This is a genomic window from Streptomyces sp. NPDC096105 (assembly GCF_044763335.1).
In the GTDB taxonomy this organism is placed as follows: Bacteria; Actinomycetota; Actinomycetes; order Streptomycetales; family Streptomycetaceae; genus Streptomyces.
Window position 1 is genome coordinate 225,703 of sequence record NZ_JBIWGC010000002.1, and the last position, 13,461, is coordinate 239,163.

Annotated in this window: 13 protein-coding genes and 1 tRNA gene; 8 read left to right on the forward strand and 6 right to left on the reverse strand. The window is 69.2% G+C overall.

Annotated elements, in window-relative coordinates; genetic code table 11:
• Positions 1 to 36: 36 nt before the first annotated feature.
• Both ACIQ8B_RS03790 and ACIQ8B_RS03795 read right to left on the reverse strand, forming a co-directional pair.
• Positions 37 to 1,620, reverse strand: a complete 1,584-nt coding sequence (locus tag ACIQ8B_RS03790) for a protein kinase (RefSeq protein WP_403545014.1) — start codon at positions 1,618 to 1,620, stop codon at positions 37 to 39.
• A gap of 141 nt (positions 1,621 to 1,761) precedes the next feature.
• Positions 1,762 to 2,310 carry a DNA-binding protein gene (locus tag ACIQ8B_RS03795; RefSeq protein ID WP_019526636.1) on the reverse strand — a complete coding sequence of 183 codons (549 nt, stop codon included), beginning with the start codon at positions 2,308 to 2,310 and terminating at the stop codon, positions 1,762 to 1,764.
• 182 nt (positions 2,311 to 2,492) lie between these two features.
• Here ACIQ8B_RS03795 and ACIQ8B_RS03800 point away from each other — a divergent pair.
• Positions 2,493 to 2,565, forward strand: a tRNA-Ala gene (locus ACIQ8B_RS03800).
• A 141-nt stretch (positions 2,566 to 2,706) separates the two neighbouring features.
• Here the strand turns inward: ACIQ8B_RS03800 and ACIQ8B_RS03805 are convergent.
• Positions 2,707 to 3,405 carry a DUF5324 family protein gene (locus tag ACIQ8B_RS03805; protein ID WP_290002410.1) on the reverse strand — a complete coding sequence of 233 codons (699 nt, stop codon included), beginning with the start codon at positions 3,403 to 3,405 and terminating at the stop codon, positions 2,707 to 2,709.
• A gap of 338 nt (positions 3,406 to 3,743) precedes the next feature.
• Here ACIQ8B_RS03805 and ACIQ8B_RS03810 point away from each other — a divergent pair, with 338 nt between their 5' ends.
• Together ACIQ8B_RS03810 and ACIQ8B_RS03815 are read left to right on the forward strand one after the other, a co-directional pair.
• Positions 3,744 to 4,271 carry a peptidylprolyl isomerase gene (locus tag ACIQ8B_RS03810; RefSeq protein WP_290002414.1) on the forward strand — a complete coding sequence of 176 codons (528 nt, stop codon included), beginning with the start codon at positions 3,744 to 3,746 and terminating at the stop codon, positions 4,269 to 4,271.
• A gap of 102 nt (positions 4,272 to 4,373) precedes the next feature.
• Positions 4,374 to 5,261: a rhomboid family intramembrane serine protease gene (locus ACIQ8B_RS03815; protein WP_403545017.1), complete on the forward strand. Its 888-nt coding sequence runs from the start codon at positions 4,374 to 4,376 to the stop codon at positions 5,259 to 5,261.
• A gap of 306 nt (positions 5,262 to 5,567) precedes the next feature.
• On the opposite strand, the gene crgA is transcribed toward ACIQ8B_RS03815, so the two are convergent.
• Entirely contained in the window at positions 5,568 to 5,822 is a 255-nt protein-coding gene (gene crgA / locus ACIQ8B_RS03820; RefSeq protein ID WP_403545019.1) for a cell division protein CrgA, read from the reverse strand.
• A 140-nt stretch (positions 5,823 to 5,962) separates the two neighbouring features.
• Here crgA and ACIQ8B_RS03825 point away from each other — a divergent pair, with 140 nt between their 5' ends.
• The 5 genes from ACIQ8B_RS03825 (at position 5,963) to ACIQ8B_RS03845 (ending at position 9,647) form a co-directional block, all read left to right on the forward strand.
• A complete protein-coding gene (locus tag ACIQ8B_RS03825) occupies positions 5,963 to 6,745 on the forward strand; it encodes a DUF881 domain-containing protein (RefSeq protein WP_403545021.1) in 783 nt (260 codons plus the stop codon).
• Between the two features lie 209 nt (positions 6,746 to 6,954).
• Complete coding sequence (locus ACIQ8B_RS03830; RefSeq protein ID WP_290002425.1) at positions 6,955 to 7,116, forward strand: hypothetical protein; 162 nt, start codon at positions 6,955 to 6,957, stop codon at positions 7,114 to 7,116.
• Positions 7,113 to 7,751, forward strand: coding sequence for an aminodeoxychorismate/anthranilate synthase component II (locus ACIQ8B_RS03835; protein ID WP_403545023.1), 639 nt, complete (start codon positions 7,113 to 7,115; stop codon positions 7,749 to 7,751). Before ACIQ8B_RS03830 ends, ACIQ8B_RS03835 begins: the two co-directional genes overlap by 4 nt.
• Positions 7,748 to 8,875 (forward strand): class E sortase, encoded by a 1,128-nt coding sequence (locus ACIQ8B_RS03840; protein ID WP_403545025.1) that lies wholly within the window; start codon positions 7,748 to 7,750, stop codon positions 8,873 to 8,875. Before ACIQ8B_RS03835 ends, ACIQ8B_RS03840 begins: the two co-directional genes overlap by 4 nt.
• Before the next feature lie 13 nt (positions 8,876 to 8,888).
• Positions 8,889 to 9,647 carry a class E sortase gene (locus ACIQ8B_RS03845; RefSeq protein WP_403545027.1) on the forward strand — a complete coding sequence of 253 codons (759 nt, stop codon included), beginning with the start codon at positions 8,889 to 8,891 and terminating at the stop codon, positions 9,645 to 9,647.
• 92 nt (positions 9,648 to 9,739) lie between these two features.
• Here ACIQ8B_RS03845 and pknB read toward each other — a convergent pair whose 3' ends face one another.
• Both pknB and ACIQ8B_RS03855 read right to left on the reverse strand, forming a co-directional pair.
• Complete coding sequence (pknB, locus tag ACIQ8B_RS03850; RefSeq protein WP_403545030.1) at positions 9,740 to 11,704, reverse strand: Stk1 family PASTA domain-containing Ser/Thr kinase; 1,965 nt, start codon at positions 11,702 to 11,704, stop codon at positions 9,740 to 9,742.
• A gap of 170 nt (positions 11,705 to 11,874) precedes the next feature.
• Positions 11,875 to 13,341: a peptidoglycan D,D-transpeptidase FtsI family protein gene (locus ACIQ8B_RS03855; protein WP_403545032.1), complete on the reverse strand. Its 1,467-nt coding sequence runs from the start codon at positions 13,339 to 13,341 to the stop codon at positions 11,875 to 11,877.
• Positions 13,342 to 13,461 lie beyond the last annotated feature (120 nt).

Here is a 13,461-nt window from a genome sequence, read left to right on the forward strand (position 1 = left end):
CGGTGACGTCGTCGCCGCTGGTGCGCTCGGTGACGGTCAGATCCGGGTGAGCGCCCAGAAGCCCACGGCGTAGCAGGCCAGCGCCAGCAGCAGGACGGGCACGGCCACCCGCGCCGGAGGGCCGGGCCGTCGGGCGGTGCGCCGGCGGTGGGAGCGGGGGCCCGGAGCGTGCTGCGCGGTCACCGTGTCCGGAGGCGGAACCCGCGACGGCCGGGCGGTGTATTCAGCAGTGGAGGCATCGGGACGCACGGCCGGTCGTGGCAGGGGGGAGCGCAGCGGATGGGTCGGTTCGTAGGGGGAGACCTCGGGCGCCTGCTGCTGGTGGCCGTACGGAGGGCCCGGCACGTACTGCGGGGGGTGCTCGGGGGAGCGAGGGGCGGGGACTGGGGGCGGCTGCGGCGGGGGGAAAGCGGGGGAGGCGGGAGCGGCTGCCCGGGGCGGCGGGAGGGGGAAGCTTCCGGTGTCCGAGGGGGAGTCGGGCTGCGGGGCGGCCTCCGGTGGCGTCGTGGGGGAGCCGGTGGTGCTCCGTGGATCGGGGAGGGGGGCGGAGGGAGGGGTGCTCCACGCCGGCCGGGGCTCGGGCGAGCCGCCTTCTCCAGGGCCGGCCGCCGCTCCGGCTCCGGTGCCCGTCGTCCTCCCGGCCGCGCGCGGGGGCGTCCCGCTGCTTCCGAGGCTCTGCCCCGTCCTCTGCGGCCCGCCCCCTGGCCCTTCCGGTCCCGGGTGAAGCCCGGACGCTCTCTTCTCCGGGCCGCCCTCGGTGAACCCGGGCGGGAGCGGCCCCACTTGGTCGAAGATCTCGATCAGCTCGTCGTCGGGGCCGGGCTCCGGCAGCAGCTCCGCCGCTGTCGCGAGCGCCTTGCGCGCCCCCGTGGCCGTGCGGAAGCGCGCCTCGGGATCGGGCTGCAGCAGGGTGGCCACGACCTGCCACAGCGGCTCGGGGATGCCCCGGGGCGCGCCCGGCGTCCCGTGGTCGGCGAAGTACTGGATGAGGGCCTTGGCGTCCGGTTTCGCGCCCTCGAGCAGATACAGGGCGACCAGGCCCACGGCGAACAGGTCGGCGGGGAAGTCCGGTTCGGCGCCCATCATCTGCTCCGGGGCGAGATACCCCGGGGTGCCGACGACCAGGTCGGTCTCGGTCAGCCGGGGTTCGCCCAGCCGCATGGCGATGCCGAAGTCCGACAGCCGCAGCTTCGGCCTGCCCCTGCCGGTGGCTTCCAGCAGCACATTGGCGGGCTTGATGTCGCGGTGCACCACGTCCTCCGCGTGCACCGCCGCGAGCCCCGAGAGGAGCTGGTCGAGCAGGGTGCAGACGAACGCGGGCGGCAGCGGACCGTAGTCGCCGACCAGGTGCACCAGGGAACCGCCGGTGACCAGGTCCATGGTGAACAGGACCTTGTCGTCGTCGGCGGCCCAGCTGGTGGGGGCGAGGACGTGCGGGTGGTCGATCCGCAGCGCCTGCTCGCGCACGAAGCGCAGCAGCGAATGGGCGTCGCTCTGCAGCAGCACCTTCGCCGCCACATAACGGCGACGGCGGTGGTCCCAGGCGCGCCAGACCGCGCCCACACCCCCGCGTCCGATCGGGTCGACCAGCTCGTACCGGCCGGCGAAGACCTCACCCATGGCTGTCCGTCGCTCCTCCCCCTGAGACGTCCCCCTGTCTCTCCCCCACGACGAGCGATACGACTCCCCCTGTGTTCCGGTGTCCCCCCGGCTCCCGCGTGTCACCGGCGGCCGAACCCCCTTCGGCCGCCGGGCGGTGCATCAGCTCTGGTGTGCCTGGTAGTGCGTGACCGCGTCGGCCGTGCGGCCGGCCCCGTAGACCCGGAGGAACTCCGCCAGCTCCGGGTGGGTGGGCGCGAGCGAGTCCGCGGCGTCGAGGATGTCGCCGGCGGCCGCCACCGAGCGCAGCAGGGACTGGATCTCACGAACCACGCGCTTGACCGTGGGAGCACCTGAACTGCTCGTGGTCTGCGTGGTGTTGGTGAGGACGGAGCCCCCCTGGGACTTCTTGATCTCCTCCATGCGCTCCGTCGCCTCGGCCGCACTGACGCTGCCGTCCGCGACCTGCCCCGCCAGGTCCTGCAGCAGTTGCACGCGCTGGACCACCGCCGGGTTGCCGATCTTCGCCCGCTGGCCGCTCATCAGCTGCGACAGCATCGGTGCGGACAGCCCGAGCACCCCCGCCAGACGGGCCTGGTTGAGGCCCAGGTCGTCTATGAGCCTACGGAAGAGCGCCCCCAGCGGCTCCCCGTACCAGTTCCGCTGCAGTTCCCGCGCTCTGGCGGTGGCTTCCTGCTGTGCGGCGTCCATTGCGTCTCCCCATCGCTTCCCCATGAACCGTGGATTCGCTGGAGCGAACCACGCCGAGCATCTTACGGAGAGTGGTTGGTCACGGGGACCCCCAATCTTTTTGCGGAATCCCCGGGGGGACCCGGTACTCTGGTCCCGGACGCCTGCCGGGATGTGTTTGTCCTGGTGGGCGCTACCCTCCCGGGGCCTTAGCTCAGTTGGTAGAGCGCTGTCTTTGCATGGCAGATGTCAGGGGTTCGACTCCCCTAGGCTCCACAGAGAACCCCCCTCCACCTGCGGAAACGCGGTGCGGGGGGTTCGTTTCACGTGAAACGGAGCGGCGGGACAGAGGATCAAGTCCTCTGTCCCGCCGCTCCGTTCGCTCCGTTCCTCGTGCTGACGGCCAAGGCCCTGCCGTCAGCTCTCGTCGCGCTTGGCGGCGTCTTCCTCGGCCTCCTTGGCCTCGACCTCGGGGTCCAGGGCGCCCACGTCGCTGCCGTCCACGGAGGTCAGGGCGGTCGAGCCGGACACGTCCGTCGCGGCCGGCGGCTCCACCAGCCAGTCCGGGTTGGCCTGCTTGTCCCACCACTTCCAGGCGGCATAGGCCCCGCCCGCCACGGCACCCAGAATCAGGACGACCTTGGCCGCACGGCCGGCCCTGGCCCGCCGCTGCTGCTTGCGCACGAGCTTCTGGATCTGCTGGGCCGAGACCTGGCCGCGCAGGGCGGCGAGCGCGGCCGCGCTCCGGGCCGCGGCCTCCTCCCGGGCGGGTCCGGCGGCGGCCACCGCCTGCTCGAGCACCGGCCGGGAGTACTCCGCGGCCTGGCGGGCGGCGAGGCGCGTACGGACGGCGGCCTGGTGGGCGGCCTTGTCGACCTTCGGCGGCACGTGGGTCTTGACCTGTTCCAGATACGGCTGCACACGGGCGTCGTACTGGACGCGCGCCTGCTCCGCGGCCTGCGACACCTTGGGCGCGAGGCGCACACGGGCCTCCTGTGCGTAGTGCGCGGCCCTGACCTTGGCCGTGTCGGCGTAGGGCGCCACCACTTCCGCGGCGTGCAGCACGCTGTCCTTCGCCGAACCGGTCGCGGCGCGCACGCTGTCGATGCGGGTCACGAGTTCCTCCTCCTCGGTGGCGTACGGTATTTCGACTTTCCACCCTTTTACGGATCATGCCTGCCGGGTCGGCGTGCGGCATGCGTGGACGGGCGAACGGGTGCCGTCCTCGGTGACCGACGGTGATATCGCGGTCAAGGGGGTGCATACGGTGCAACGGGTGCGTCTCGCCGACGATGCCACGGATCGGCGCGATGTGCCCCCGGCGCGGAGGGACTCCTGAGGGTTCCCGCAAGCGGTACGGCCCCGGACACGGTCCTGTGGACGGAGGCCGGGCGACTACGCGTCCGGTCCGTGCGAGGATCAGGGAGTCACGGAAAGACAACGGAAGGCACATCGTGGCTACGCAGCTCTACGCCACCCTGAAGACCAATCACGGCGACATCCAGGTCCAGCTCTTCCCGGACCACGCGCCGCAGACGGTCAAGAACTTCGTCGAGCTCGCCAAGGGCGAGCGGGAGTGGACGCACCCCCGGACCGGCCAGAAGACCACGGACAAGCTCTACGACGGCACGGTCTTCCACCGGGTGATCAGCGGCTTCATGATCCAGGGCGGTGACCCGCTGGGCAACGGCACCGGCGGCCCCGGCTACCAGTTCGGCGACGAGTTCCACCCGGACCTGCGCTTCGACAAGCCCTACCTGCTGGCGATGGCCAACGCCGGTCCGGGCACCAACGGCTCGCAGTTCTTCATCACGGTCGCCCCGACGGCCTGGCTGAACCGCAAGCACACGATCTTCGGCGAGGTCACCGACGCCGCGAGCCAGAAGGTCATCGACACCATCGCCTCGACGCAGACCAACCCGCGCACCGACCGTCCGGTGAACGACGTGGTCATCGAGTCGGTCGAGATCCACGAGGGCTGAGCACCTCGCTCCCCGGGCGCGAAAGCCTCCAAGGGAACCATTCGCCCCGCTCATCCGTAAGGATGGGCGGGGCGGGGCTTTTCCAACGACCTAGGGGATCTCATGGACGACCAGGCCGCCGGCAGCCGGCAGGACGCCCAGCGCGTCCCGGGCTGTTATCGCCACCCGGACCGCGAGACCGGTGTCCGCTGCACCCGGTGCGAGCGGCCGATCTGCCCGGAGTGCATGGTCGACGCCTCGGTCGGGTTCCAGTGCCCGGACTGCGTCCGCAGCGGCGGGGGCACCGGCCACGCGCCGTCCGCCTCCATGCCCCGCACGCTGGCCGGCGGGAGCATCGCCGCGGATCCCCGGCTGGTGACCAAGATCCTCATCGGGATCAACTTCGCGGTGTTCCTCGCCGTGACGATCGAGAGGTCGCTGCTGGCCGATCTCTACCTGGTCGGCGCCTGGCCGCCGGCGCCGTTCGTGCCCACCCAGGGAGTGGCGGGCGGCGAGTGGTACCGCCTGGTGACCTCGATGTTCACGCACGAGGAGATCTGGCACATCGGCTTCAACATGCTCAGCCTGTGGCTGCTCGGCGGACCGCTGGAACAGCATCTGGGCCGGGCGCGCTATCTCGCGCTGTATCTGATCTCCGGTCTGGCGGGCAGTGCCCTGACGTATCTGCTGGCCGGGGGGAGCACGGCCTCGCTCGGCGCGTCCGGGGCGGTCTTCGGGCTGTTCGGCGCGACCGCCGTGCTGATGCGCAGGCTCCGCTACGACATGCGGCCGATCATCGCCCTGCTGGCGATCAACCTCGTCCTCACCTTCAGCTGGAGCGGCATCGCCTGGGAGGCCCACATCGGGGGGTTGGTCGCCGGTGTCGTCATCGGCTACGCGATGGTGCACGCCCCGCGTGAGCGGCGGGCGCTGGTGCAGTACGGCACCTGTGCGCTGGTGCTGGCCGTGGTCGTGCTGATCACGCTGATGAGGACCGCGCAGCTCGCCTGACCGGGCGTTTGTCCACAGACGGTGCCGGATCTTGTGCACACTGTGCGGGAAGTGTGCCGCGTTCGGTGGCCGGCCGCTGTTTCCACAGGTCAGACCGTAGGCGAACAGGCTTTCGGTGTTGATATTTCTGTCACACCGGCGTCAATCCCGAAGGGGGTTATCCACAGATTGGGTCGACTATCCACATGTGGACAAGGGCTGTGGATAACTCAGGGGAAAACCCTGCCCAGAGCTGTGGACCCCTCCGGGCAGGGCAGGGCAGGGCTCAGCGAGCGGCCGGAGCCGTGCGCGGAGGCCGGTCCGGCGCTACTTCCACTGCGTGGAGACGCCGAACCCGGCGGCGATGAAGCCGAAGCCCACCACGATGTTCCAGTTGCCCAGCGAGTCGATGGGCAGCGAGCCGTCCGTGACGTAGAAGACGACGATCCAGGCCAGGCCGATGAGGAACAGGGCCAGCATCACCGGCGCGACCCAGGCGCGGTTGGTCAGCTTGATCGCGGTCGCCTGCTTCGCCGCCGGCGGCGTGTAGTCGGCCTTCTTGCGGATACGTGACTTCGGCACGAGGGTCTCTCCTGTCGATGCGCTGCGTGGCCGCGCAGGGTCTGGGTCGGGCTCGGGGCAGCGTACAAGGGGACTCTGAGTGCTCCCCCGGGCGTCCGTTAGCGTAGTGCTTCCACGGCGCCGAAGGAGATAAGGGTACGTTGAGCAATTCTGCCGACTTCCCGGGGGCGGAATCCAGTCCCGCATCCCGCCGACGCCGTCTGCGTCCGGTGCGGGTGCTCACCGCGGGCATCTTCGCCCTCGCGGGCCTCCTCTTCTTCGTCAGTTTCGACACGGCCAAGGGCACCAACATCCGCACGGACGCCTCCCTGCTGAAGCTGTCCGACCTGATCCACGAGCGCAGCCGCAAGAACGCCGAGCTCGACGAGTCCAACGGCACGCTGCGCGAGGACATAGAGGCCCTCGCCGAGCGCGACGACGGCAGCACCGAGGCCGAGGACGCCCACCTCGCCGAGCTGGAGGAGCGCGCCGGCACCCAGGAGCTGAAGGGCGAGGCGATCACGGTCACCCTGAACGACGCCCCGCCGGACGCCACCGCCAAGCTCCCCGGCTATCCGGAACCGCAGCCGGACTACCTGGTCATCCACCAGCAGGACCTCCAGGCCGTGGTGAACGCCATGTGGCAGGGCGGCGCCGAGGGCATCAAGGTGATGGACCAGCGGCTGATCTCCACCAGCGCCGTGCGCTGCGTGGGCAACACCCTGATCCTCCAGGGCCGCGTCTACTCGCCGCCGTACACGATCACCGCGGTCGGGGACCCGGAGAAGCTGAGGAAGGCGCTCGCCGCCTCACCGGCGATCCAGAACTACATGGTGTACGTCAACGTCTACGGCCTCGGCTGGAAGGTCGAGGACGAGGGGACCGTGACCCTGCCCGGCTACAGCGGCACGGTGGACCTCCGCTACGCCGAACCCGTGGACTGACACCCCGCCCTCCCCCGTCCTCCCGTTTCACGTGGAACATGCGTCCGGTATCGAGGCGATCGGCCTCGCGGCACGTACTGAGGGGTGCATACAACGGACCGGTCGGCTTGTCACACAGCCTGTGGAGGCCGGGAAACAGAGGGCGTTGCGCCGTTAGTCTGGTGGCGTACGGCGTGGGTCTGGTGCCGTGGTACGACGGAAGGGACGGCATGTACAGCTGGATCTGGCGGCATCTGCCGGGCAACGGATGGGTGAAGGCACTCATCTCACTCGTGCTGATCGTCGCCGTGGTCTACGTCCTCTTCCAGTACGTCTTCCCCTGGGCCGAGCCGCTGCTGCCCTTCAACGATGTGACGGTGGACAACCAGTGAGCGCGCGCATTCTCGTCGTCGACAACTACGACAGCTTCGTCTTCAACCTGGTCCAGTACCTGTACCAGCTGGGCGCCGAGTGCGAGGTCCTGCGCAACGACGAGGTGTCGACGTCGCACGCCCAGGACCGTTTCGACGGCGTGCTGCTGTCCCCGGGGCCCGGCACCCCCGAAGAGGCCGGCGTCTGCGTGGACATGGTGCGGCACTGCGCCGTGACCGGTGTCCCCGTCTTCGGCGTCTGCCTCGGCATGCAGTCGATGCAGGTGGCGTACGGCGGTGTGGTCGGCCGGGCCCCCGAGCTGCTGCACGGCAAGACCTCCCCGGTGACGCACGGGGGCAAGGGCGTCTTCGCCGGACTGCCCTCGCCCTTCACCGCCACCCGGTACCACTCGCTGGCCGCCGAGCCGGCCACGGTGCCCGCCGAGCTGGAGGTCACGGCCCGCACCGAGGACGGCATCGTGATGGGACTGAGGCACCGTGAACTCCCGGTGGAAGGGGTGCAGTTCCACCCCGAGTCGGTGCTGACCGAGCACGGCCACCGGATGCTGGCCAACTGGCTCGCGGAGTGCGGTGACCCGGACGCCGTGGCGAGATCCGCGGGGCTCGCCCCGGTGGTGGGCAGGTCCTCGGCGTGACGGCGCTGCGCCCCGAGCGCGAGTCCGGCGCCCACGGATACGGCGCCGGCGACCCCCACACCTCGTACGGCGGGCAGCCGTACGAGGCACAGGGTGCGCACGGGGCCCAGGGGGCGTACGAGGACGGCTGGTACGGCCGGGCGGCGACGCCCGGCTCCTACGACGCGGGGAGCACCGACGACGCCACCGCGCAGCTCCCGCCGGTCGACGACGAGACCGTCGCGCTGCGCATCCCGGACCCGCCCCCGCGGACGACGGGCGAGGAGCCCCCGCCGGCCGGGGGCCGGGCGGCCCGCAGGAAGGCCGCCAAGAAGCGGCAGGGACGGCGTGGAGGCTCCCACAAGGCCGGGGACGGGCCCTCGGCCGGCAGAGGGCGGGACGACGCCTCTGAGGGGGCGCCACGGGCTCCGCTGTCCCGGGTCGAGGCGCGCAGGCAGGCACGGGCCCGCAAGGCGGGCCCGGCGGTCGTGGCGAGCCGGGCCATCGGCGAGGTGTTCATCACCTCCGGCGTGCTGATGCTGCTGTTCGTCACCTACCAGCTGTGGTGGACGAACGTGCGCGCGCAGGCGCAGGCCGGCAAGGAGGCCAGCGACCTCCAGCGGGACTGGGCGAACGGCGAGCGCAAGCCCGGCGCGTTCGAACCGGGGCAGGGCTTCGCGCTGCTGCACATACCGAAGCTGGACGTGGTGGTGCCGATCGCCGCGGGCATCAGCGACGAGAAGGTCCTCGACCGGGGCATGGTCGGCCACTACGCGGAGGCCCCGCTGAAGACGGCGATGCCGGACGACAAGACCGGCAACTTCGGTCTCGCGGGGCACCGCAACACGCACGGGGAGCCGTTCCGGTACATCAACCGGCTGGAGCAGGGCGATCCGATCGTCGTGGAGACGCAGGACAAGTACTTCGTGTACAAGACGGCGTCGATGCTGCCGGTGACGCCGCCGAGCAACGTCAGCGTCCTCGACCCGGTGCCCAAGGGCTCGGGCTTCACCAAGCCGGGCCGCTACATCACGCTGACCACGTGCACACCTGAGTTCACCAGCAAGTACCGCTTGATCGTCTGGGGCCAGATGGCCGAGGAACGGCCGCGCAGCAAGGGAAAGCCGGATGCGCTCGTCAGTTAAGGGCAGAGGAAACGTGGCAGCGACCGCCGACGACACCGCACAGCACACGCACGCGTCCCCGCCGCCGCGGGAGCGCCGCCGTCCGGGGCCGGTGGCCATGGTGATCAGCTTCTTCGGGGAGATGCTCATCACCGCGGGCGTGGTGCTCGGCCTGTTCGTCGTCTACTCGCTGTGGTGGACGAACGTCGTCGCGGACCGCGCCGCGGACCAGCAGGCGGACGAGGTCCGCGACTCCTGGGCGCAGGAGTCCGACGGCGGCGAACGCGACGGACCCGCCGTGTACGACAGCAAGGACGGCATCGGCTTCCTGCACGTGCCCACGATGAGCGACGACGACATCCTCGTCGAGAAGGGCACGTCGATGAAGGTCCTCAACGACGGCGTGGCCGGCTACTACACCGACCCCGTGAAGGCGACGCTGCCGACGTCCGGCAAGAAGGGCAACTTCTCCCTCGCCGCCCACCGCGACGGCCACGGTGCCAAGTTCCACGGCATCCACAAGATCAAGAAGGGCGACCCGATCGTCTTCGAGACGAAGGACACGTGGTTCGTCTACAAGGTCTACGGCATCCTCCCGGAGACCTCGAAGTACAACGTCGGCGTCCTCGCCGAGGTCCCCGAGGAGTCCGGCCGGAAGAAGGCCGGCCACTACATCACGCTGACGACCTGCACGCCGGTCTACACCAGCAAGTACCGCTACATCGTCTGGGGCGAACTGGTCCGCAAGGAGAAGGTGGACGAGGACCGCACCCCGCCGGAGGAGCTGCGCTGAGTCCGGCGCCCCGCGCCTGTCACCTGGAACAGCAAGGAGCCCCGGCCCCTCCGAAGGGGGACCGGGGCTCCTGTCGTGCGGGGACCCGCGGGTCAGTCGTCGAAGATGCCGCCGCCGCCACCGCCGACCGTGAACAGGGTCACTCCGGCGCCCTTGTCCACCTGGCTGTCCTGGGGCGGGTTGGATCCGAGGACGCGTGCTTTGGGGTCCTTGGGCCCGACGACGTCGGCGAGGGAGAGACCCGCATCCTGGAGCATGCGCTGGGCGTCCTCGAGCCTCTGGCCGTTGACCTTGGGCACGGCCACCTTCTCGACTTCCTTCGCCTTGCCGATGAAGATCTGCACCTGGGTGCCCTTCGAGACCTCGGTGTTCGCCTGGAACGAGGTGCGGATGACCTTGCCGACCAGGTTCGGGTCGTCGGTCTCCTCCTCGACACAGGCGCCGGTGAGGTTGTTCGCCGTCATCTGGGCCACGGCCTCGTCACACGTCTTGCCGAGGACGTTCGGGACGGTGGCCTTCTCCTCGGCCTTGGCGACGGTGAGGGTGACGGTGGTGCCCTTCTCCACCTCTTCACCGAGATCCGGCTTCTGCTCGATGACCGTGCCCGGCTCCTCGCCGCTGATCTCTTCCTCGACCTCGACGACGAACTCGTACTTCTCGCCCTCGAGTTCGGCCTTGGCGTCCTCGAGGCTGTCACCGATCACGCTCGGCACCGCGACCTTCGGCGCACCGGTGGAGACCACCAGGTTGACGGTGTCCCCCTTCTCCACCTCGGTCCCGGCCTTCGGGTCCTGGTCGCAGATGTTGCCCTTGGCCTGGTTCTCGCAGGGCTTCTCCGTGAAGCTCAGCTGCAAGTCGCTGTTGACGGCGCGCTTCTCGGCGTCCGCCCTGGTCTCGCCGATGAAGTTGGGGGTCGCAACGGTGCTGTTGTCCACTCCGTCACCGCTCATCACCCAGCGGCCGATCAGGATGGCGCCGATCAGGACCAGGACACCCGCCACGACCAGCAATATCGTGCTGGTGTTGTTCTTCTTCGGCGGGCGGCGCCGGCTCTGGCGGTCGTCGTAGCCGTAGCCGCCGTCGTCCGGGTTCATGGGCGGCAGCATCGAGGTGGCGCCGGCACCCGCGCCGGCGTCCGAGCGCAGCGCCGTCGTCGGCTGGTCGTCCGGGTAGCCGCCGTAGCCGGCGGCGCCCATGGCGGCGGTCGCCGCGACGGGCTGGCCGTCGAGGCAGGCCTCGATGTCGGCGCGCATCTCGTCGGCCGACTGGTAGCGGTAGTCGGGGTCCTTGACGAGCGCCTTCAGCACGATCGCGTCCATCTCGGGCGTGATCTCGGGGTCGAAGACGCTCGGCGGCTGCGGCTCCTCCCGGACGTGCTGGTAGGCGACCGCGACCGGGGAGTCACCGACGAACGGCGGCCGGACGGTGAGGAGTTCGTACAGCAGGCAGCCGGTGGAGTACAGGTCGGACCGGGCGTCCACCTGTTCGCCCTTGGCCTGTTCCGGGGAGAGGTACTGGGCGGTGCCGATGACGGCGGCGGTCTGGGTCATCGTCATGCCGGCGTCGCCCATGGCGCGGGCGATGCCGAAGTCCATGACCTTGACCTGGCCGTTGCGCGTCAGCATGACGTTCGCGGGCTTGATGTCGCGGTGGACGATGCCGGCCCGGTGGGAGTACTCGAGCGCCTGGAGGATGCCGATGGTCATCTCCAGCGTCCGCTCCGGAAGGAGCTTGCGACCGCTGTGCAGCAGCTCACGGAGCGTGGAACCGTCGACGTACTCCATGACGATGTACGGGATGGAGACCCCGTCGATGTAGTCCTCGCCCGTGTCGTAGACCGCGACGATCGCGGGATGGTTGAGCGAGGCGGCCGACTGGGCCTCCCGGCGGAACCGGGCCTGGAAGGACGGGTCACGCGCGAGATCGGCGCGCAGCGTCTTCACTGCCACGGTGCGGCCGAGACGGGTGTCGTGGGCGAGGTAGACCTCCGCCATTCCACCACGGCCGAGCACCTGGCCCAGTTCGTACCGGCCGCCGAGGCGACGCGGCTCTTCCATAGCTACCTACCAGCCCTCTCCGTCGGTCCCGACCGGCACCCTTGTGCGATCGGAGGCTGCGTTCCGGGCCTACCGTACCCGGCTCTTTTTCTGTGGCCCTGGCAAAGTGCGTCAGCCGATACAGGACCGGTACCGCAACGTGCACCGATGTGAAGCGGACGTGACCGGGGTCACTGCTTGCTCTTGAGGACCGCCTCCATCACGTCCTTGGCGATCGGTGCGGCCAGGCCTCCGCCGGAGATGTCGGCACCGGTCGCGTTGCTGTCCTCGACGACGACGGCGACGGCGACCGGGGAACCCTCATCGGTCTTGGCGTACGAGATGAACCAGGCGTACGGCTTGCCGGTGTTGTTGATGCCGCGCTCGGCGGTACCGGTCTTGCCTCCGACGGTGACGCCGTCGATCCGGGCGTTGCCTCCGGTCCCCTCTTCGACGACGGTCTCCATCATCTCTTGCAGTTTCTGCGCGTTCTCCGGGGAGACGGGCCGGGAGAACTCCTGTGGTTCGGTCGTTTCGATGGTGTCGAGGTTCGCGGTCTTGAGCTGGTCGACCATGTACGGCTTCATCAACGTGCCGTCGTTGGCGATGGCGGCTGCGACCATGGCCATCTGGAGCGGAGTGGCGCGGTTGGACGCCTGCCCGATGCCCGCCATGGCGTTCTGCGGCTTGTTGTCCTCGGGGAAGACGCTCATGGAGGCGCGGACCGGGGTGTCCAGCTTGGCTTCGTTGAAGCCGAACTTATCCGCGTACTCGATCATCTTCTTGTTACCGACCTCGTGACTGAGCTTGCCGAAGACGCTGTTGCACGAGTATTGAAGCGCCTCGCGCAGGGTGGCGTTTTCACAAGGGATATTCCCGTGGTTACGCAGAGGCGTCGTGGTGTCCGGCATGATCCACGGTTCCGGCGTGTCGGTCTTGGCGTCGATGTCGGTGACCAAGCCTTCCTCCAACGCCGCTGCCGCGGTGACCACCTTGAACGTGGAGCCCGGTGAGTAGGTCTCACGCAGGGCTCGGTTCAACATCGGGTCATCGGGGTTGTTCTTCTTCTGGAGCGCGTTCCAGGCCTTGGCGTCCTTGTCGGAGGTCCCAGCGAAGGTCGACGGGTCGTACGACGGTGTCGAAGCGAGCGCCAGGATCTTGCCCGTCGACGGCTCGATCGCTGCGACGGCGCCCTTCTTGTCACCCAGACCCGTGTACGCGGCCTTTTGCGCAGCAGAGCTGAGGGTGGTGACGACACTGCCGCCCTCTCTCGGCTTCCCTGTGATCATGTCGAGGGTGTTACGGAAAAAGAGACGGTCGTCATTGCCGGTGAGGATGCCGTCTTCCAGCTTCTCCAACTGACTGGAGTCAAAAGCTTGCGAGGAGTAGCCGGTGACTGGTGCCCACATCGCGCCGTCGATCCAGGTGCGCTTGTACTTGTAGTCACCGCTCTGGGACTCGACGGATCCTGTAATGGCTTTGCCATCGACGATGATGTTTCCGCGGGGCGTAGCGTAACGTTCGATGCCGACGCGGCGGTTCTTGTCGTCGGAGGCCAGCTCGCTGGCCTGGACATGCTGCAGCCAGTTTCCTCGAACGAGCAGAGCAAAGATGAGGAGGCCGCAAAAGATTGCGACCCGGCGCAATGGCTTGTTCACATCCGGCCTTTCCACAAGCTGACAAGTGCGCCTGTTGGTTCAGATGTTCGGCGTCGCTGTTGTGACGTTCACCTCAAGCCACCCACGGTTTGCAGGTAGTAGTTGTACGCACAGGAGAAG

Bases quoted from the DNA above. Each gene is read 5' to 3' on its own strand.
- ACIQ8B_RS03790 (WP_403545014.1), bottom strand. From the start codon at position 1,620: ATGGGTGAGGTCTTCGCCGGCCGGTACGAGCTGGTCGACCCGATCGGA.
- ACIQ8B_RS03795 (WP_019526636.1), bottom strand. From the start codon at position 2,310: ATGGACGCCGCACAGCAGGAAGCCACCGCCAGAGCGCGGGAACTGCAG.
- ACIQ8B_RS03815 (WP_403545017.1), top strand. From the start codon at position 4,374: ATGGACGACCAGGCCGCCGGCAGCCGGCAGGACGCCCAGCGCGTCCCG.
- ACIQ8B_RS03830 (WP_290002425.1), top strand. From the start codon at position 6,955: ATGTACAGCTGGATCTGGCGGCATCTGCCGGGCAACGGATGGGTGAAG.
- pknB (WP_403545030.1), bottom strand. From the start codon at position 11,704: ATGGAAGAGCCGCGTCGCCTCGGCGGCCGGTACGAACTGGGCCAGGTG.